17 protein-coding genes and 4 pseudogenes are annotated in these 18,669 nt (G+C 67.7%); 12 read left to right on the top strand and 9 right to left on the bottom strand.

The window, feature by feature from the left end; all coding sequences use genetic code 11:
- Nucleotides 1–5: 5 nt before the first annotated feature.
- Entirely contained in the window at nucleotides 6–917 is a 912-nt protein-coding gene (locus tag ACZ5ID_RS28950; protein WP_468903636.1) for an ABC transporter ATP-binding protein, read from the top strand.
- Nucleotides 914–1,777, top strand: coding sequence for an ABC transporter permease (locus tag ACZ5ID_RS28945; protein ID WP_468903634.1), 864 nt, complete (start codon nucleotides 914–916; stop codon nucleotides 1,775–1,777). Before ACZ5ID_RS28950 ends, ACZ5ID_RS28945 begins: the two co-directional genes overlap by 4 nt.
- Nucleotides 1,778–2,088: 311 nt before the next feature.
- Here ACZ5ID_RS28945 and ACZ5ID_RS28940 read toward each other — a convergent pair whose 3' ends face one another.
- Nucleotides 2,089–2,475, bottom strand: coding sequence for a hypothetical protein (locus tag ACZ5ID_RS28940; protein ID WP_468903632.1), 387 nt, complete (start codon nucleotides 2,473–2,475; stop codon nucleotides 2,089–2,091).
- Nucleotides 2,476–3,291: 816 nt separating this feature from the next.
- On the opposite strand from ACZ5ID_RS28940, the gene ACZ5ID_RS28935 reads away from it, so the two are divergent.
- Both ACZ5ID_RS28935 and ACZ5ID_RS28930 read left to right on the top strand, forming a co-directional pair.
- Nucleotides 3,292–3,600, top strand: a complete 309-nt coding sequence (locus tag ACZ5ID_RS28935; protein ID WP_468903630.1) for a hypothetical protein — start codon at nucleotides 3,292–3,294, stop codon at nucleotides 3,598–3,600.
- Between the two features lie 131 nt (nucleotides 3,601–3,731).
- A complete protein-coding gene (locus ACZ5ID_RS28930) occupies nucleotides 3,732–3,833 on the top strand; it encodes a DUF6233 domain-containing protein (protein WP_468903628.1) in 102 nt (33 codons plus the stop codon).
- Between the two features lie 317 nt (nucleotides 3,834–4,150).
- Here ACZ5ID_RS28930 and ACZ5ID_RS28925 read toward each other — a convergent pair.
- The 3 genes and pseudogenes from ACZ5ID_RS28925 to ACZ5ID_RS28915 form a co-directional block, all read right to left on the bottom strand.
- A pseudogene (locus tag ACZ5ID_RS28925) lies at nucleotides 4,151–5,001 on the bottom strand (RHS repeat-associated core domain-containing protein); the annotation flags it as partial.
- Nucleotides 5,002–5,953: 952 nt separating this feature from the next.
- The gene (locus ACZ5ID_RS28920; RefSeq protein WP_468903626.1) at nucleotides 5,954–6,493 is read right to left on the bottom strand and encodes a hypothetical protein; all 540 of its coding nucleotides are present in this window, start codon (nucleotides 6,491–6,493) and stop codon (nucleotides 5,954–5,956) included.
- 41 nt (nucleotides 6,494–6,534) lie between these two features.
- Nucleotides 6,535–6,882: an ankyrin repeat domain-containing protein gene (locus tag ACZ5ID_RS28915; protein ID WP_468903700.1), complete on the bottom strand. Its 348-nt coding sequence runs from the start codon at nucleotides 6,880–6,882 to the stop codon at nucleotides 6,535–6,537.
- Nucleotides 6,883–7,613: 731 nt separating this feature from the next.
- Between ACZ5ID_RS28915 and ACZ5ID_RS28910 the strand changes: the two genes are divergently transcribed.
- Nucleotides 7,614–7,790, top strand: coding sequence for a DUF5959 family protein (locus tag ACZ5ID_RS28910; protein ID WP_468903624.1), 177 nt, complete (start codon nucleotides 7,614–7,616; stop codon nucleotides 7,788–7,790).
- Between the two features lie 234 nt (nucleotides 7,791–8,024).
- Here the strand turns inward: ACZ5ID_RS28910 and ACZ5ID_RS28905 are convergent, their stop codons facing one another.
- From ACZ5ID_RS28905 to ACZ5ID_RS28895, 3 genes are all read right to left on the bottom strand, one after another.
- The gene (locus ACZ5ID_RS28905; protein ID WP_468903622.1) at nucleotides 8,025–8,609 is read right to left on the bottom strand and encodes an SMI1/KNR4 family protein; all 585 of its coding nucleotides are present in this window, start codon (nucleotides 8,607–8,609) and stop codon (nucleotides 8,025–8,027) included.
- 427 nt (nucleotides 8,610–9,036) lie between these two features.
- Nucleotides 9,037–9,318, bottom strand: a complete 282-nt coding sequence (locus tag ACZ5ID_RS28900; protein ID WP_468903620.1) for a hypothetical protein — start codon at nucleotides 9,316–9,318, stop codon at nucleotides 9,037–9,039.
- 188 nt (nucleotides 9,319–9,506) lie between these two features.
- Nucleotides 9,507–9,881, bottom strand: a complete 375-nt coding sequence (locus ACZ5ID_RS28895) for a transposase (protein WP_468903618.1) — start codon at nucleotides 9,879–9,881, stop codon at nucleotides 9,507–9,509.
- Between the two features lie 1,131 nt (nucleotides 9,882–11,012).
- Here ACZ5ID_RS28895 and ACZ5ID_RS28890 point away from each other — a divergent pair.
- From ACZ5ID_RS28890 to ACZ5ID_RS28875, 4 genes are all read left to right on the top strand, one after another.
- The gene (locus ACZ5ID_RS28890) at nucleotides 11,013–11,252 is read left to right on the top strand and encodes a hypothetical protein (RefSeq protein ID WP_468903616.1); all 240 of its coding nucleotides are present in this window, start codon (nucleotides 11,013–11,015) and stop codon (nucleotides 11,250–11,252) included.
- A 163-nt stretch (nucleotides 11,253–11,415) separates the two neighbouring features.
- The gene (gene lspA, locus ACZ5ID_RS28885) at nucleotides 11,416–12,003 is read left to right on the top strand and encodes a signal peptidase II (RefSeq protein WP_468903614.1); all 588 of its coding nucleotides are present in this window, start codon (nucleotides 11,416–11,418) and stop codon (nucleotides 12,001–12,003) included.
- Between the two features lie 448 nt (nucleotides 12,004–12,451).
- A complete protein-coding gene (locus ACZ5ID_RS28880) occupies nucleotides 12,452–12,856 on the top strand; it encodes a hypothetical protein (RefSeq protein WP_468903612.1) in 405 nt (134 codons plus the stop codon).
- Between the two features lie 573 nt (nucleotides 12,857–13,429).
- Nucleotides 13,430–15,025: an RICIN domain-containing protein gene (locus ACZ5ID_RS28875; protein ID WP_468903609.1), complete on the top strand. Its 1,596-nt coding sequence runs from the start codon at nucleotides 13,430–13,432 to the stop codon at nucleotides 15,023–15,025.
- Between the two features lie 60 nt (nucleotides 15,026–15,085).
- On the opposite strand, the pseudogene ACZ5ID_RS28870 reads toward ACZ5ID_RS28875, so the two are convergent.
- Nucleotides 15,086–15,295, bottom strand: a pseudogene (locus ACZ5ID_RS28870) (transposase); the annotation flags it as partial.
- 2 nt (nucleotides 15,296–15,297) lie between these two features.
- On the opposite strand from ACZ5ID_RS28870, the gene ACZ5ID_RS28865 reads away from it, so the two are divergent.
- Nucleotides 15,298–15,435, top strand: coding sequence for a hypothetical protein (locus ACZ5ID_RS28865; RefSeq protein WP_468903607.1), 138 nt, complete (start codon nucleotides 15,298–15,300; stop codon nucleotides 15,433–15,435).
- Between the two features lie 378 nt (nucleotides 15,436–15,813).
- A pseudogene (locus ACZ5ID_RS28860) lies at nucleotides 15,814–16,830 on the top strand (family 43 glycosylhydrolase); the annotation flags it as partial.
- Between the two features lie 90 nt (nucleotides 16,831–16,920).
- Here the strand turns inward: ACZ5ID_RS28860 and ACZ5ID_RS28855 are convergent.
- Entirely contained in the window at nucleotides 16,921–17,895 is a 975-nt protein-coding gene (locus ACZ5ID_RS28855; protein ID WP_468903698.1) for an arabinan endo-1,5-alpha-L-arabinosidase, read from the bottom strand.
- Between the two features lie 484 nt (nucleotides 17,896–18,379).
- On the opposite strand from ACZ5ID_RS28855, the pseudogene ACZ5ID_RS28850 reads away from it, so the two are divergent.
- Nucleotides 18,380–18,511: pseudogene (locus ACZ5ID_RS28850) on the top strand (IS701 family transposase); the annotation flags it as partial.
- Nucleotides 18,512–18,669: the final 158 nt, after the last annotated feature.

Below are 18,669 nucleotides of genomic sequence, written 5' to 3'. Positions count from 1 at the left end.
GACCCGTGATCGAATCCATCCGACTGACCAAGCGGTACGGCGACAGCGTTGCCGTCGACAACCTGACCTTCACAGTGGAACCGGGTAAGGTCACCGGCTTCCTCGGCCCGAACGGCGCCGGAAAATCCACCACACTGCGGATGATCCTGGGCCTTACGACCCCCACCAGCGGGTCCGTCACCGTGGACGGCATTCCCTTCTCGCACCGCCCACGCGGACTGCGCCACGTCGGCGCACTGTTGGATGCCCAGGACGTCCACGGCGGACGCAGCGCGAGGGCGCACCTGGCCGCCCTGGCCCGCAGCAACCGCATCCCGCCGGCCCGCGTGGACGAGGTCCTCCAGGAGGTCGGGCTGGCCAAGGCGGCGCGGCGCCGGATCGGAGGGTTCTCCCTCGGGATGAAGCAGCGTCTTGGCATCGCGGGCGCCCTGCTCGGCGATCCGCCGGTGCTGCTCTTCGACGAGCCCCTGAACGGTCTGGACCCCGAGGGCGTGCTGTGGGTGCGCGGCCTGTTCCGCCGTCTGGCGTCCGAGGGCCGCACCGTGTTCGTCTCCAGCCACATGATGGCCGAGATGGAGCACACCGCCGACCGGCTCATCGTCGTCGGGCGGGGCCGCCTGATCGCCGACGAGAGCCTGGAGGACTTCTCAGCCCACAACGCCTCCCTGGGCGTGACCGTGCACGCGCCCGACCTGGTGGCCCTGGAGGCCGTGCTGACCGCCGAAGGTGCGTCGGTGCGCCACACGAGCGACCAGGTGGGCCAGGTCACGGGCCTGACCGCAGCCCGGATCGGCGAACTGGCCCACCGACACCACATCATGCTGCACGAACTCGCCACCCACACCTCGTCCCTGGAATCGGCGTTCATGTCCCTCACCGCCGACAGCGTCGAATACCTCGCAGGAGAAGCCCGATGAGCACCCTGACGTTCTCCGCCACCCAGCCGCCCGAGCGCCCTGCCGAACCGGTGGCCACGTTCACCGACCTGCTCGCCGCTGAATGGATCAAGATGCGGTCTCTCCGGTCGACCTACTGGGTGCTCGCCCTGAGCGCCGTCGTCGCCATCGCGATCAACGTCAACGCCGTCCACTCCGACCTGCCCTACATAGACCAGCCACATCCCACTCCCCCCGGTATCCCTCCCTTCCACTACGACCCGCTGTTCCACGGCCTGGGCAGCATCGCCCTCGACGTCATGGCACTGGCCGCGGCCAGCTTCGGCGCCATCACGATCTTCGGCGAGTACGCCACCGGAATGATCCGCACCACGCTCGCCGCCGTCCCCGACCGGCGTGCGGTGATCTCGGCGAAGGTGGCCCTCGTCACGGCGATCACGCTCGTCCTTGGTGTGATCGTCTCCGTGACGTCGTTCTTCACCACCAACGCGATGCTCGCCTCCCGCCACGTCGGACTCTCCCTTCACGACCCCGGCTGCCTGCGGGCCGTCACGGCATACGCGCTCGTGATCCCGGTCTGCGCGCAGATCGGCCTGGCGGTCGGCGCTGTCCTGCGACATGCCACGGCCTCGATCGTCACTGTCGTGGGGATGCTTTTCATCCTGCCCATGCTCTTCGGGGGCGAGAGGTACCGGCTCTTGAAGGAGATAGGCAACCACCTACCGCTGGCCGCACAGGCCCGGCTGGCACTGAACCCCGAGGGCCACGCCAGCCTGGGCAGATATCCGGCCACGATCACGGGCTCCTGGATCGCACTCGGGGCCTGGGCACTCGTCTCGGTGACCGTCGCCGTGCTCGCCGTACGGCGCCGGGATGCCTGAGACCGGCTCAGCAGGTAGCCTTCCGCCCCGTCTTTGCCGAGCTGACCCGCCCAGACCGGATGTGCTTGTTCAGCCCTTGCCGGGCCCCGGACGGGGACGTTCTCCTGCGTGGCCTGCACGCTCAACCGCTCCCCCTCTACACCGGCCCACACGGATCCGATGCGCCGCAAAACGCCGCTTCAGCGCGGGCGGGAGAGCACAACGAACCGGCCCTGCCAGTTGCGTGGCCCAGCTTTCCTCCGCCTCCCTGAAGGACGCCGCGGGAGTTCCAGCGCAGTTGTGCGGCAGCCCGTACGGCTACGGAATGCGCGTCAGTTCCTGATCAGGTTGAACTGTTCGCCGCAGCCGCGAGGCGCGCACACCTGGACCCTGATCCGATCGACGCCGCCGGGCAGATCGGGGTCGCCGATGTAGAAGTTGTAGGGGACCACAGGGCCGCTGGAGGTCCTGGAATCGCTGTCGACCTTGGTCGAACCGGCGAAGGCGTCGAAGTAGACGGTTGCGGTGCCGTTGTATGCCTCCACCCAACCTTGAAGCTTCGAGGTCCGGTTGCCCCAGACGACCCCGCCCTGCGTAGCGCCGTCGCAGTAGTCGGCACATACGTAGTACGTGTCATTGGGCCAGGAGGCCGCGCGGATGTCTGCTGAGGCCGGCCCGGCCGTCAGCATTCCCATCGCCAGGGCTGCGGCCGCACTCAAGCTACAGATCGTGCTCAGTTTCCTCATCGCAGACATCATTTCCTCCCCTAACCCGACCGGCGCTTGCTCATCAGGCATTTCGGCCCCCTTCACCAGGGATATACCTCCAGCCTGGACCCGCTCCCCACCCCCGAACGGTGAGCTCGCAGCAATGGTCAGCGATCCGACTCGGACAATGGCTCTCTTACCACTATGGACATGCGGCAGTGCCGCGCCAACGGTCATGACGTCGCACCAACGCGCACATAGATCGCATTCATGCACATACAGGTCGCAATCGCCATGGGAAACATGACGCCCGACGCAAGGTCCGTCCCGCCCCCTCCGCCGTCGGCACCCAGCTTTACCCCGTTCCCCTTCGCGGGAGGCGGCACACCACAGCGGGCGGCGGCGTCCCGCGCCAAGAAGCTCGACCGCTCTCCTCATGCTCTGCACACTTGCGCGCCGATTGCCTTATACATCCAACCAAGCGCGGCGGTAGCCATCGCTGGTCCGGACCCGGGGAGGAGAGCCAGGCGCGGAGCGCCGGTCTCGACGCCCCCGGTAGGCCGGCGTGACGTGTGCTGCTGTGTGCGGGAACGCTGGGGACGAGCCTGTGACCGTGCGGGAATCGTTTCGCTACTCGACGGGCCTACGCTCCCACTTGACTGATTTACAGATCAGTTGAGTCGTTTCCTGAGCGCAGCACGTCCGTCGCTCGACTGGCGAAGCGGACGGGCGCGCATCGGGGGAAGTACACGTCGGGGAGAAGTTATGCGAAAGAATCGTTCCGTCCGGGCCGCTGGCTGCCTTGCCGCCGCTGTCGGGGTACTGGCTGTGGGCTCCACTCTCGCTCCCGCCCAGGCCGCGCCGGCACGGGCCCAGGCCAAGGTGTATCTGACCACCTCGGTGACCCAGTGGTCTCACTACCAGCCCAACCTGCACAGTCACGCGGGCACGCTGTACGCGGGCCGCAACTACTTCTACTGCTGGACCGCGGGAGACTGGTACTCCAACAACGGACACATCTCCGGTGCCTGGCTGCGCACCGACGACGACAGCGGCCACCGCAACGTCTACGTCAACATGGTCAACCTCAGCGACACCGACTTCTGGCGCGCGCAGGACATGCTCCCGCAGTGCTGAATTCCTGAGCAGAGGGCCCCGCAGCAGCGGCTCCCGCACGGCGGCCTTCACCACACGAAGGCACGCCAACGGCAGCCGGGGCCCCTCTGCAGGCTCCCGACCCACCTGGCGCAAAGCGGCTCTTGCGCCGGGTGCGCGCCGTCGACCGCGCCACCGCCCGCCAGGCCCTGGCCGAGGGCGTCGAGGCGTGCGGCTTCTGCCGGCCCGACACCGCACTCGGCATGATCGACTGACGTGAACACCGCACCGGCCAGCCGACGGCCGAAGCGGGTGAGGTGCCCGTGGTGACCAGCTCGACCCGACGGGCAACTCCTCCGCGGTAAAGACCGGACCGGAGGTAGAGGCCAAGGGACCACAACCCGTGACTGCCCTGTCGCCTTCCTCAGAGGCGGCTTTGGCGGCGGACAGCTGGACTGCCCGGCTCGTCACCACCGCACATAAGGACGCTCCTGTGGACTATTGGTCAGGCTTATCCCGGCGGCGAAATCGCACAGCGGCTATGCCTGAGCCAACAGCGAGGAGAACAGGAAGCGAGGCCCCCCACGCCTTACTAGCGGATGCTCCCGTCAGCGTCATGATGACGCCTCCCAGCACATAGATGGCCAGAAAAGCGAAAATCAGGTTGGCTACGGGATGGCCGCGGGTACGCTCTTCGAAATTTTCCAAGCGTCCCATCATTACCTCCCTGTAATGCACCCGGGTGGGGACCCGCGCTGCCACAGGTCCCCACGTACAGGTCCTGCCCAACGTCGTAGAGCGACTTCGCGTCGCCGATGTGGCTGACCACTCCATCTAGAGAGGACAGGGAAGACAGCCCCTGCGGATCAATGCGGTTGACGGGGTCGCCTTCGGCGTAGAGGTAGGGGTTCTTCTCCTGACCGGATGGGTCGGGCTGGGTGAAGGGCCCAGGTTGGGGTCGTAGTAGCGGGCGCCGAGGTGGTAGAGGCCGGTGGGGTCTTTGTAGCCGGCGGCGAAGCGGTAGGGCTGTGGGGTCTTCTCCGTCGTTGTGCGGTCGGCGCCGCAGGGGGTGTAGGTGTAGCTGTGGACCTTCGTGCCCGTGTCGTCGGTGAGCGCGATGACGGACCCGAGCGCGTCGGTGAGGTAGTACAGCGAACTGGCCCCGGTCGTCATGGAGTTGAGGGTGCCCTGGGGTTCACGATTGAATCCCGTGTCCACTCCGCCGGTGCTGGTACCGACCAGACCCAGAGGGCCGTTGTGGAAGTAGGTGTCGCCCAGGCGGATGCGTTCGCTCTGGCCGGTGGAGGCGTACTGCCCGGTGAAGGTCCTGCCGCCCGTGGTGAGTGAGGTGAGCTGGGAGTAGTCGCTCCAGGTTTCGCCGGCGCGGGTGGTCTTGGGGGTCGGGGCGCCGGCGGTCTCGTTGCCGGTGGCGTCGTAGGGCCAGTCCAGTCCCGAACGCTCCGCATCGACCGGCTGCTCGATGAGGCACACGAAACTGCCGCCCCATGCGCCTGATGCGCGTCTTCGGAAACTCCGACACGACCGCACTGAAGTACGTCAGAGCAACCCACCCACACCGATTTGGGCCAGAGCCTACCCAAGCCTGATCGGCAATCCCCGGTCCGACGACCTCCTTGCCTTGCCCGCCTTTCACCACTCCACTTCGACCACAGCAACTTCCTCGGCCGCTACGCGTCCTTCCGCCCTCAGGAGGCCGGCCGCAGGCCGCTGCGCGACCCCTCGACCCACGAGGAGCACAACGGCCAACGGTAGAAGCGCCGATCACGCGACGGAAGGTCTACGCGCGGTGGCAGCAGGGAGATGACGGGGCGGACATCTACCGCGCCGCCACTGACACGCCCACCGGAGCGTCGTCTCGGCGGATCCCGCGACGGCCAGGCCGAGGCCGGTGGGAAAACCCCTCGGGGCCGCGGGTGGTCTCCAGAGCCGGCCGAAGATGCCGCGATCTTGACCCGATGAGGAATTCCGGGTCGGGTCTGATGGCGTCCGCGCAGAGCAGCGCCAGCAGCCCGCCGAGAAGCGTTTCACGGCGAGATACGCGCCCTTCGGGGCGGGCCCAGGCTGCGAAGGCATTCCGTCACCCCTGCAACCCAATGTGTTGGCCGTGGACAGGGCGCTTCTGCCAGCGCTGTTGCCAGGTTTCTCCGGACGAGTGGCCCAAGCAGGGAAGATGCCTACGCCTGCGTGATGCTCGAGTGGGTGATCAGCGCCATCGTGTTCGGTGAGCCGGTACCAGTCCTCCGCTCCAAGCCGGCGGAGTTGACGCGCCGGAAGTCGCCTTCTACTGATGCTCCGGCCACCATGCTTCGGCAGGGTTGTTGTCCGCGCATCCCTCGGCTGCTTCCACACCAGGGGCGACCCGGTCTCGCCCGTGTCACTGGTTCCAGTAGTCGCGCTGGGGCAACTGAGCCCATAGGTCGCACGGGCCGGTGACCGGACGTGTATCGGTGAGGCGCAGTCCTGCGAAGGCACAGGCGTAGGCCACGGCGTGGTGCTGGTAGAGGTAGGCGGCCAGGACTTCTTCTGTGGTGCTGCTCTGGTCGGGGGCGCCGCCGGGGTGCAGGCCCCGGCCTTCGATGGCGCTATTGCGGGCGATGCTGCCCTGGTTGCCGCTCTTGGGGTTGGCGAACACGCCGTAGCAGAGGGTGTCGGCGGACAGCCGGGTCAGCACGCCCGGAGTGCTCGGCGCGGAGCCCCAGGGTTGGGTGACCACGCAGCCGCCCGGCACGGTCGTGAGGCCGATGATCTGCACGGTCTCATCCGTGACGTACGCGTACCGGTCTTCCAGCAGTTCCTCGACCAGGTTGCGGTCCGCTGGTGTGGCCTGCAGACGGTTCACTGCTTCGGCCGCGTCGATGCCGGCCACACAGGCCAGCCCCGTGCCGTCATAGTGGAAGGTCCCCAGTGCGCCCACGAGCCGCGCACCTTCCGCGGCCGTGGTGCGCTCGGCTCCGCTCAGGCCGCGCTCACCGGCTGGCAGCGCGAACAGGTCCGCGTCGGGCCGGCCAGACTCAGCCGGCCCGGCGACCAGCCGCCTATCAACTCCCGCCACGGGTCGGCCCCGGCAGCGGCGAGGGCCAGCGCGTTGTCGGGCTTTCTGGACATGATCGCCTCCCACAGCGCCGTCACCCCCATCTCCAGCGCGTCCACGTCCGCGACCCGCCGGGCCAGCTCCGCGACCACTTGTGCTGAGCCGTGCACGGCGGCCCAGTGGAGAGGCCGACCCGCTCTCCAAGCCTCCGGATCGGCTCCCTGCTCAAGACGCCGCCGGACGGTGTCGTGATCCGTCCAGTCCCAGCCCATCCCGCTCCAGCCGTCACCTTGCACCGCCACAGCGCCCCTCCTGCACCACACCGAACGACTCCACCCCTACACTCGCACACCGCTCGGACAACGCCCCGCGGCCCATATCCCGGTTCCGCCGGGGGCCCGCGCTCCGGTAGGTCCAGGCGTGTGAGGGTGGTCGGCGTGACAGACCGGGAACGGTGGGATGGCCGCCGGACTCTCGCCGGCCACGGGTGCGACAGCCCACGCCCCGCCCTACGCGCCCTATAGAGGGCGGTGTTCCGTTCGCAGGGCGAAGGAACGGTATGTGGGACGAGGCTCGGTCCGGCGGTTGCCGGATTCCGGCGACGTCAGCTGAGGACGCCGAGAACGACGGTCACGACGTTCGTGCCGTAGGTCTTCCAACGGTGGGCCGTGCGGCAGTATCGTCGGGGACGCTTCCGCCCGTGATGTGGAATGAGTACATCGCACCACTTGCACGGCAGGTCGCCGTAATACCTGCCGTCCTCCCCCAGCCGAGCCCGCTCCATACGGCCTACCCTAGCGGGCCGACGGTGGGCGAGCCCAGCTCTAGCTGAGTGGAGCTCGGCCCGCTGCCATTGGCGCTCCTCCGAGATCCGCAACGGGCCGATCCGGGCGGATCTGACTCTCCATCCTGCCGGTGGAGAACATGCCGAGCCTGGCGCCCAGTGGGCGAGCCACGGTTCGCCTCGTGCCTCTCACGCCGGAGCGTCTGCTGGATGACCGACATGCGTAATCCTGAAATCAATGTCGAGTTCAACACCCAGTTCTCGGTTCCCCTGATCACCGTCGAGGACGTCCAAGGTTCCGGTACGGCCATGGCCGTCCCCGTGGACCTACCGGACGGCTGGGTCCAAGAGCAGCGCGAGCGCCTGGAGCGTGTCCGTCAGCTGCCGTCGACGTAGCGGGTCGGCGTCGTGTCGCCCGGTCACGGACAGCTCCGACCGGGCTGAACCATGCAGCGCCAGCCGATCAGCGCACATCCGAGAGTCAGGAAGGCTTCGAAGATGTCGTCGCGGCTCCCAGCGGATTCGCAGGCGGCGGCGGAACCAGCGCTGATGAGTCTCTGGCCCTGCGCGGTGGGGACGTAGGTCCGCCGCCGGAGCGTTGTGGTTGGTCCTACTAGCCAAGTAGCGGACTCAGTGCTCGCCGACGGCGACGGCCTCGGGGCGGATCGCGGGGAGGCCCCAGGGTTCAAGGGCTCCGGAGATCAGATCGGCCGTGAACTGGACCGCGCCAGCGGTGTAGGTCCACCAGTCTCCGTTGTGGGAAGCGACGGTCACGATCCACTCGTCCGGGCCGGCGCCCGCCGTGGTCCAGAGGAAAGTGTCGCCGTGGAGTGAACTACCCCAGATCATGAGACCGACGGGGGTCGGATACACGGGCAGGACGCCGCTGAGGCCGTCGATACCAATGAGGTCCGCCATGTCCTCCCTCCCTTCGAGAACAGCCTTGGCCCACCCCTCTTCCGCGCCGGGCGCCGGCGTATGGAAGGACATGCAGTCACCGAAAAGCAGAGGCGGGTACAGCTCCGCGAGCAGTTTGAAATCCGCGGGTAGCGCCGTTCCCAGGTGGTTCTCGGCCGTCGCCCAGTTGATGCGGACCGGTTCGACCGGACGCAGTACAGCAAGCCCGGGCACCGCTGCCTCCAGGGCCGAGAGCACCTCGTACCGGTCAGTCAGCCTCAGCGGCGCCGCTTGTTCACCTATCACGCCACCGTTCACACAGGCAGCATCACACAAGCCATTCGTCTTCCCGGTCCCCGCCTGACGCCTCTTACGGCGCCTTTTCCGCATCGCTCACCACGACAGTCTTCGGTTAACGCAGCATGAGGCGGTTTGAAGCCTCCCCCTGTCCGCGGACACCGAATCCGGCCCAAGGCGAGCCACTGACCTGCGTCGGCTGGATTGAGGGGCAAGGTCGCCGTCCAGCAGGGGGATCCGGCCTCGGGTCGCTGACCTGCGACGACAAGATTGGTTGGCAAGGAACGGCGCTCGGCTGAGTTCAGTGACAGCGGACACCGGTTTGGGAGGCACCCGGCCCGGCGAGCGAATCGGAATGTTCACGACTTTCGGGTTCTGGCACAGATCTTGGGGAGTGGTCGCGAAGGGTGACGGTGTCGTTCGATTGAGGGCGCGGGACCGGGGCCCCTCAGCGTTCTCGCATTCTGGTCCACCACCAGCCGGATGCCGCCAACTCGATGTTGTTGGGGTCGGGCAGGGTGCGGTGCTCGAATTCCTCATCGATGCGTGTGATCAGTCGGCCCAAGTCCCGTTTGGCTCCGGGAGGAAGGTGCCGCATCGCCCACTCGAGGTCATCACGGGTATCTCCCACCCCGGGCGATTCGAACTCGGAGGCGTCCAGGTAGCGTCCCGGCTGGTTAAAGGCTCGCGCGAAACACGAGAGCGCATTGGCAACCGCGTTGAGCCACATCTCCTGGTCTTCGACCCGGCGGATCGCTGCACGAGTCCGCGCGGAGACACCGCGGACTCTCAGGACCGAACACTGCCATCGTGGCTGCCACCGCTCTGCGTGGACGGCCTTGGGGCGCCTACGCGGCATCGCCCTTTCGGATCAACATGAGGCCATCCTGCCACGGCTGGGCGGCTGCTCGCGCAGTGTTACTGGAGCAGGATCATCTTGCGGGGGAGTTCAAATCCGGCTCGGCCGTAGAGCTGGCGCTTGATCTTCTTGATGCGGTTAACGGCGCCCTCGATGCTGCCGGAGCTCCAGTCGAGAGTGAGCCCAGCTATCACGGCGTCAAGGTCCCGCAGAAGGTGGAGCGCGAAGCCGGTGAGACCGGGGGGCTGGCTGTCATCGACTGCGTCGATCCAGATGGGGAGTGTGGAGCCGAGGCGGTCGGTGAGTATCTTGCCGAGGTCGCGGACGTGTCCGGCGGCTGTGTCCAGTTCAGGGCACCGTGCGAGGACATCCTTCAGGCAGGCCCGGTCTTCCTCGCTCAGCGCAGTGGGGTGTCGGGTGAGCCAGCCGGCCACCTGACGCACCGTCGGAGGTCGGGGTGGCGTGACGGCGGGAGTCCCGCGGATGGTGGCGATGTGGGCGCGGATCATCTGGTAGGTGACGGGCGCGTTGTCGGCGACGAGTTCGCTGTGGAGCCGCTGGTGCCTCCCGCGGCGAAGCGTCGCTCCAGATAGAGCTTGTAGGGGTCCAGTCTGCTGGGGCGGGGCCGGTTTTCGCGGATGGTGTCCTGCCAGTTCGCGGCGTTCGCGTATCTGAGCACGGTGTTGAGGCCCCAGCCCAGGTGCCGGGCGATCGCCCGGCGGTGAGTGACCTTGAGCAGGAAGCTCGTGGATCAGGGCATGTGCTGCCCTCTTCCGCTCGGCCCTCCGGCCGACGGGCACCGAGTCCTCCTGCGGCAGACCGGAGGCCAGCCGGGTGGCCTCCGACAGGATGCCACCGGGCGAAGGATTGCGCAGGCAGTCGCCCGGAGGGCGCCCCCCGGCCCCGGGCGGCTCAGGCGGCGACGCAGGTCTCCACGGCGCGGCCGAGGCCCTGCCAGAGATGGAACCGGTCAGCGACGTGCAGAGCATCAGGGGCACCGCGGCGGGCACCCTCGGCATAGGCGCCCCGCCCGGTCCCGGCAGATGATCTCCACGTCGGGGTGACGGACAAGCCACGCGGCCAGCGGTCCGGCTTCACACGTCGGGAGCACTTCGACCACGCGACGCTGGTCAAGACCGTGGAGTACGTCTGGCCACGACGGATCGCGAAGTCGTCCACGCCCAGCACACGCGGCGTGCTGAACGCGGGATCGGGCAATGCCATGACCCTGCGCAACAAGGTCATCCGGCCAGCTCCGAAGCCCAGCTGGGCAGCCAGCCGGGCGCCGGGCCCGCCCGGCCGGCGCGAGCCCCACCCGCTCCAGGGCACGGTTGAGCCGAGTGGTGAACCGTGCCTGCGGGGCGGCCAGCCGGGAGAACGGCTCGGCGAACGTCCGGCGCGGGCAGTCGCCCTCACCGCAGATGACGCGCCGGACCGTCAGCCCGATCACGAAGCCCAGCTCAGCGAGTGGAAGGTCCCTCAGCCTGCGCTGGCATCGCCGGGCCATGACCGGTCCGGCGGCCTGCCGCACGGCAGCGAGGATGCGCTGGTAGTCCGGCGGGAGGATGTTCTCCTCCACGTCCGGCGTGCGGTGCGGGATCAGCATCACCGCACGGCCGCCCACCTGTCCGGGCGCTGGCGCGGCCGAGGCCGCGCTCGTCGGCGAGCTGCTCGCTCACTCGTTCAAGGACACGTTCGGCGACGGCGAGTTCGTCCCGCCCGGCCCGCACCTCCGCCAGCCGCTTGACCAGCTGTTCTTCGAGTTCGTCCAGTTCAGCGCGGCGCGCGGTGATCCGCTCCAGTAACTTGGGATCCAGCATGCATACATCGCAGAAGGCTGTTCGTGGGTCTGCGGTCAGAGCCAACAGGATCTGACCACGGTGGTGTGAAAGCTGGAGCCGACCGCCTGCCCGACGTGTCGCCTGCAGGCTCTTGTAATGTGGTGTTGTCCAGGGCGGCTCGGCATCCATGGAGCGGATCATTACTACCGACAATGCCTCGCAATCCCAGCCCGAGACCACGACGCCTGCTGCTGGCAAGCGCACACTGGCTCTGACCGCTCTGCTGACGGCGGCCGTTCTCACCTATGCCTTGGATCTCGGCAGCAAGCTTGTGGCTGTCTCGCGGTTGGAAGGCCAGGAGCCCGTTGCCATGGCGGGCCACGTGCTTACGCTGCAAGTGTTCCGTAACTCGGGTGCGGCTTTCAGCAGGGGCCAGGCCTTCACTGCTGTGTTCACGGCGATTGCGATCACGGTCGTCGTGGTCATCACGCGTGCCGCGCGTAGGCTTCAGAGCCTTCCCTGGGCTGTCGCCCTGGGCCTGCTGCTTGGGGGCGCGCTCGGCAATCTGACTGACCGGATCTTCCGGGCGCCCGCGGTCTTTCGCGGGCGCGTCGTCGATTTCATCTCCGTCGAGCACTTCGCGGTGTTCAACCTCGCCGATTCAGCCATTGTCTGCGGCGGTGCCCTGATGGTCCTCATGTCGATCCGGGGCACTTCCCTGGACGGCTCAGTCCCGCAAGATCGGCAGGGCCGGAGCGTTCTCTCCCCGCGGTGAGATGCTCCAGGACCGAGAGCTCTACCGCCGCGCCGCGCAGGGCTCGGTATCGCCTGCGTCTGCACGCACGTCGAGCTCGGGCAAGCGAGACGATCCTCGATCGTCTCGCTTGCCCGAGCTGGAGGCACTCTGACGAAACAATCTCCCATCCCCACCGTCGCCTTCTGGATACACGGGCACCGCGGACAGTGCAGTTCTCACAGAGCGCCATCACCGTCCGGCCACAGGTAGCAGGATCCAGCGAGCCAGTCTCTGACAAACGATCTGCTCGAAGACTGCCGCCGCCGACCAGCGTGAGTATCCCGGGAGCCGGTCACACCAGCCCTTCGACCTGCGGTTTCAAGTTGTCGAAGGCTCACTGATCGGTCTGGTTGGCCAGGGTGGGAACAGTGGATGGCTCAGCTCGGGGCAGATGCATCGAGGCGGTCATGTGCGATGGAATGCTCACGTGACCGCACCCGATGTAGCCCTGGCTCTGCCAGCCATTGATGACCTTCGCGACCACTGCCGCGGCCCGGCGATGCTGGACGCTGTGCTCAGCCCGGAGAGGGATGGCCGGTTCTACTCATTCGACGCCCATTGGGGCGAGGGTGAACAGGTGGCGTCGATGCGCGACGGGATGGGTGGTGAGTTCGCGATCGTGTTCTCGGCCGCCGGGGCCTACGTCCGGGGGTTCGACCATGAGTCCCTCATGAGCCCGTGGGCCCGCATGGACGCCCCCAGGGTGTGGCCAGGCGTCCTGGACGGGGTGCCAGACGTCTTCCGCCCGTACGTCAGCGAGCCCGCGTTCTGCGCCCTCGGCCAGCGGCCACAGCTCGGGCAGAATGCCGTCCCACCAGCCCTGTTCGGCTGAGGCACGGGCCCGTAGCGGGCGGAGGATCCACGTGGGCTGGCGGACCCCAGAGGCCAGTTCACACGCCGGCGGTTCGCCAGCAGCACCCGCGGTCGCCAATTCCTCGTCCGCGAGGGACGTCCAGTGGCAGGCATGGTTTCACGGTGAGCGGCAGGGACGGAAGCACCCTTCAGCGTTCGCCATAGCCGGTGTTCGCCGTGCCGCTGCGCGGGGAGCGGGAGGCAATCAGGGCAGAAGGATCTGTGAATCGTCGCGTGTGCGGCAACCTTTCGGCCTCCTGCGACCACTCAGCGTTGTCCGGCCAGACGGTCCGGCCAGATGCAACCGCCGAAAGAGAGCACAGACATGCCCCTTGCCCACCCACATCGCCGGCGGCGTACCGCCTCGGCGGCCTCCGAGCCGCGCGGCCACGCCCGCGGTAGTCACCGCTCGTCGCGCTCAGCCGTCGCGGGGAGACGAAAAGTGATGCACCGAGCCCGTCGGCTGTTCGCGCGGCGGAGTGTCTGGGCGGCCATCGTCATGGCTGTCCTGGCCGGCTCCGCTGTTGTGGTCAACACGGCCTCAGCGGGAACTGTGGATCTGAAGACGTGGTACGTGCTGGTCAACCACAACAGCGGCAAGGTGCTGGACGGCCGCGGCTTCGCCAAGAACGACGGCGCGGCGGTGGTGCAGTGGGGCCGTCACGGCGGAGCCAACCAGCAGTGGCGGTTCATCGACGCGGGTGACGGGTACTACCGGCTGCAGAACCGGAACTCCGGCAAGGTGCTGGACGACAGCAACTGGTCGAAAACCGCCGGTTCCGGCATCGTGCAGTGGAGTGACCGCAACGGCACCAACCAGCAGTTCAAGCCGGCGGACTCGCCGGACGGCCACGTCCGTCTGATCAACCGCTTCAGCGGCATGGCCCTCGAGGTCCGCAACGCCTCCAAGTCCGACGGGGGCGACGTCGTCCAGAACCGCGACACGGGCAGTACCCATCAGCAATGGCAGCTTGTCCCGGTCGGCAGCATCGACAGCGCCGGCACACCGACCTCGACAGGCGGCACGCGCCCCTCTCCGGCGTCGTCTCCCGCGGCCGGTGGCGGCAGCTCCACGACACGTTTCATGGACAGCAGCACGGTGCTCATCGGCGGCTCGATGTCCGACGCGTCGGCGACGGCCGCGCCGTTCGACGCGCGATACGCCTATGTGCACAGCCAGCCCGCGCCCTCGTCGAACTACTACACGGCAACGAAATGCAAGGATGCGTGGAAGAGCTGGTGGGGCTGCTGGCAAGGCAGCACCACGCCGCCCGGCAATTACGTGACCTGGTGGGACAGCCAGGTGGCCAAGGCGACGTACCAGGGCAGCCCGCGCCCGCAGAAGATGTTCTGGACCTGGTACTCGCTGCGCGACCTCGGGGACCTGGCAGGCCAGGGTGACGGTCCGGGCGAGGTCCAGGCCATCAACAGAGCCGACCTGCTCACCCGGTACATGAACGACTACCGCTTCTTCCTCCAGAAGATCGGCAACTCGCAGGACATGATCGACCTCGAGCCCGACTTCTGGGGCTATGTACGGTCGCTCGGTGATCCGCACCAGGTTGCCGCGAAGGTCTCGGGCGCGAATCCGACGGACTGCGGATCGCAGGAGAACAGCGCCGCCGGCCTCTCCCGCTGCCTGATCTCGATGGCGCACAAGTACGCGCCGAAGACCACCGTCGGGTTCCACCTCTCCTGCTGGGACTGGCAGAGCAACATACAAAAGTGCGCCAAGGACTACACGAACCTCGGTGCGCAGAACGCCGACTTCCTGGTCGCCGACGTGTCCGACCGGGACGCGGGCTGGTACGCGAAGCCGGAGCACGGCGGCTACAACAACTTCTGGACCGACCAGAAGGCCACCGCCCAGATGGGGTTCTACAAGACGATGGCCGAGTCGGTGGGCAAGCCGGTGGTCCTGTGGCAGATTCCCGTAGGCAACATGGCGCAGAACAACACCCTCAACCACTACAAGGACGACAAGGTCGACTGGTTCTTCGCGCACATGGACCAGGTGGCGAAAGCGCATATCGCCGGCCTGCTGTTCGGCGCGGGACACGGGGAGCAGACGTCGGTCGAGACCGACGGCGGGAACCTAATCAGAAAGGCGATCGCCTACCACAACTCCGGTGGTGCGGCCCTCAGGTAAGCGGAGATGCGAACCCGGCCATGTCCACTTCGATGGGGCCGGGTTCGTCCTCTTCACCGGGCTGAGGACTGCACGCAAGCTCGCGTTGGTCCCATAAGCCGCGTCGCCAAACACGACTCGGGGTGGCAGCCCCCAGGCGGCGAGGTCGTCGAGGATGTTCAGGGCGAGCAGCCACTTCTCGCGGTGCCCCAGGCCGGCCGGCACCTTGCATGCTGTCCGGCGTACGGCGTCGTCGGCCCACTCCTTCGGCAGGAACAGGTGCCCCTGCAAGGATGACCGCCAAGCGCGCCCTGACCGAGCAGGCCGCCGACACCGCCGTCGAAGCCTCGTACCGGATGCTGCGACTGCACGCCATCCGCGGCCAGTACCCCGAGCAGGCCGCGTCCGCGGTGCGGGACCAGATGACCTAATCCGTAGTTGGAGCGGCCTGGTTGGGCGCTCAAGTGGTGATGGCCTACGGACAGACTGGGCACGTCTTGGCGCCCCTGGGCCATCACCACGGCCTGCATGTCGGCGCTCGTCGGCGCTGGACGTACGCCTTCAGATGACTGGGCTGAGAAGGCCTGGCGGTAGACCGGCGCCGTTCAAGCGCTGTCGAGCATCAACACAAGGACTTGCTCGTTCGTTGACGTTGGTGGGACGAGCCCACCTCATGGTGACCTCTTGATACGCCGTGGCCGTCTCAGCTCCCGCATAGCGGGCGCGGGCAGCACGTCGGCGGCGTCCGCGAACCGGTCCAGGGCCTGGGACGGCAAGGCGGACAACGCCTCGCGCTGCTGCAATATCCGGCCCCGGAGCTGCACTTCGCGAACGGCCGTTGGTACCTGTACTACACGGCGGGCGAGGACAGCACCGAGTGGCCAGCGCCTGGCAGGGCAACAACCAGAACTTGCTGGATCGCCCCGATGTCCAACCCCTACACGGTCAGTGGCGCGTTCAAAGCCATCTCCTCCCCCACCCACGCCTGGGAGAGGGTGGGCTCGAACGTCAACGAGTGCCCGGAGGTACTCCAGCACGCCGGCCGGACATTCGTGGTCTTCTCCGCGAGCGGCTGCGTGACCCCCGACTACAAGCTGGGCCAGCTCGAACTCACGGGCTCCGACCCGCTCGCCGCGTCCTCCTGGACCAAGAAGTCCACGCCCGTCTTCCAGCGCAACGACGCGGCGGGCGTGTACGGCCCCGGCCACAACGGCCTTTTCAAGTCACCGGACGGGACGGAGGACTGGATCGTCCACCACGCCAACGACTCCGCCTCCGACGGCTGCGACAACAACCGTACGACGCGGGCGCAGAAGTTCACCTGGAACGCGGACGGCACCTCGAATTTCGGGAAGCCCATCGCTCTCGGCACCGCCCTGCCCGGCCCCTCGGGCGAGAGCGCGGTCACCCCGACGGCGTACACCCTCACCAACCGCAGCAGCGGCAAATGCCTGGAGGTGGCAGGCGGTTCGGCCGCCGACGGCGCCAACGTCCAGCAGTGGAGCTGCGACAGCGGCGGCAATCAGAAGTGGCGGATCGAGGACCGGGCCGACGACACCAGCCGCCTGGTGAACGTGGTGACCGGCAAGGTCCTCGAAACCGCCGGCTCCTCTTTCGCCGACGGCGCCGATCTGCGTCAGTGGTCGTGGCTGAACAACACCTGCCAGCAGTACCGCCTCATCGCCACCGACGCGGGCTGGGTCCGTCTGGCCAATCAGGCCACCGGCAAGGTCGCCGACGTCGCCGACTGCTCACCGGCGGACGGTGCCGACGTACGCCAGTGGTCCTGGCTCGGCACCGCCTGCCAGCAGTGGCAGCTCAAGCCGGCCCGACCTGCCCCCGGGCCCGGTGAGTGTGCGGTCAGGGCCGGGGCGGCGGTCTGTGTGCGAGCCGCGCCCATCAACCCCGGGCCCCGGTCAGTACGCGGTGGGCCAGCCGCCCTTCCATTTCAGCAGGTTGAGGCCGAGCTTGGGAGCGCCGCCGTCCTTGCCGTCGTAGTAGTGGTAGACGAGCAGGTCCTTGCCGCTGTCGCGCATGATGTCCTGCCCGCCGGGGCCGATCACCGAACCCTGCGACGCCATGACGACGGTGCCGCCGTTGTTGTTCATCGCGACGCCGTTGCGGTCGTAGTAGGGCCCGGTGGGGCGGGTGGCCCGGCCTACCTTGATCTTGTACGTGGAAGCGGTACCGCTGCAGCAGGCGTCGTAGGAAGCGAACAGGTAGTAGTAGCCGTTTCGCTTCACGACGGTCGGGGCTTCCACCGCCCTCGTGCCCGTGGAGCGGGCGGCGAGGGAGTGGCGGGTGGTGTCGCCCGCGTACTGCTTGCCGGTCTTCGGGTCGAGGCGGATCATCTTGATCCCGCTCCAATGGGAGCCGAAGACCAGCCACCACTTGCCGTCGTCGTCGACGAAGAGGTCGGGGTCGATGGCATTGAAGTCACTGCTGGCCGAGGAGGAGTAGACGATGCCCTGGTCCTTCCAGCTGCCCGGTGTCCCGGTCGTGGAGGTGGCGAGGCCGATGGCCGAGGTTGTGGAACCGAAGCCGGAGACGGCGTAGTACATCAGGTACCGGCCGCCGTGGTAGGAGAGGTCGGGGGCCCACGGGTCGTTCCCGGAGGAATAGCGGGACCACCAACGCGGCGGTGCGGAGAAGGCGTTGCCGTTGCGGCCGAAGGCGACGCGGTCCGTGGAGGTTCGGGACTCCAGGTAGCCGTGGCTGGACTGGAGCAGGTAGCGCCCGTCGGGCGCGCGGAGCATGGTCGGGTCGTGGACGACGACATCGCCGGTTACCCTCCCGGGGGCCGGGTAGGCGGACGCGCGCGGCGCCGCCGCCGCTGCGGCCCTCGGCTGCGCATCCTCGCCGAACACCCCGAAAACTGTGCCATAGGCCATGGTCCCTGCGGCGGCCAGCGCCAGGGCGATCCCTGACAGCAGGGCCGTCTTCTTTCTACGGTGCCGGGCCCTGCCGTGGCCGTGCAGCTCAGTCATGCGTGTTCTCCCAAACTGTATGTACGTGGAGGCACCCGCCAGGAGCGGGCTACTCCGCAGTTGCCACAGAGCGGAGAAAGGTTGCCGTCGGGGCGATGCTGGCTCTGGTCACTGCGGGTGTCGGGGTCTGGGTCGACGCTGTGCGACCAAGGACCTCCGCCGGACACGTGCCGTACGCGCACCGGATCGAACGAACCCTCTCGTGGCTCTCCGGCTCCCGCGCGCCCGGCCCCCGCTATGCACGCCAACCTACGCCGACGGCCGCGCCACCGCCGCACGAAGGTCCACGGCTGCTGGGGCCAGTACACCGAAATCGCCGGCCAGAACGACCTCAACGGAGACGGGCGCACCGACTTGGTCCTGTCACGGTCGAGTTGGTGTCGTTTCCGCCAAGGGCCCACGCGTCTTGAACTGGGCGGCGGCGCAACTCCCCGTCGACCTCGTCCTCGACCCGGACCCGCCAACCCACCACCGTTGGGTAATGGCCCGCCGCAGCCTCTCCGACCCCAGCGAACTCGCCTAACGACTCGGGGTCCCCCATCTCGGCCGTCGTGGGCACTGGCCTGCGTCTGCAATGTTCCGCCGGGCCGGCGGCCGTGCAGTCGGCGTCGCGCACGCATGATCACGGTCGAGTGGGGAACTTGTGTGTCGGCAAAGCCATCGGATACGCCTGTGGTC

The organism is Streptomyces sp. NPDC031670 (assembly GCF_055580545.1).
The sequence above is the reverse complement of the archived record's forward strand: the minus strand, read 5'-3'. Positions and strand labels throughout refer to the sequence as shown.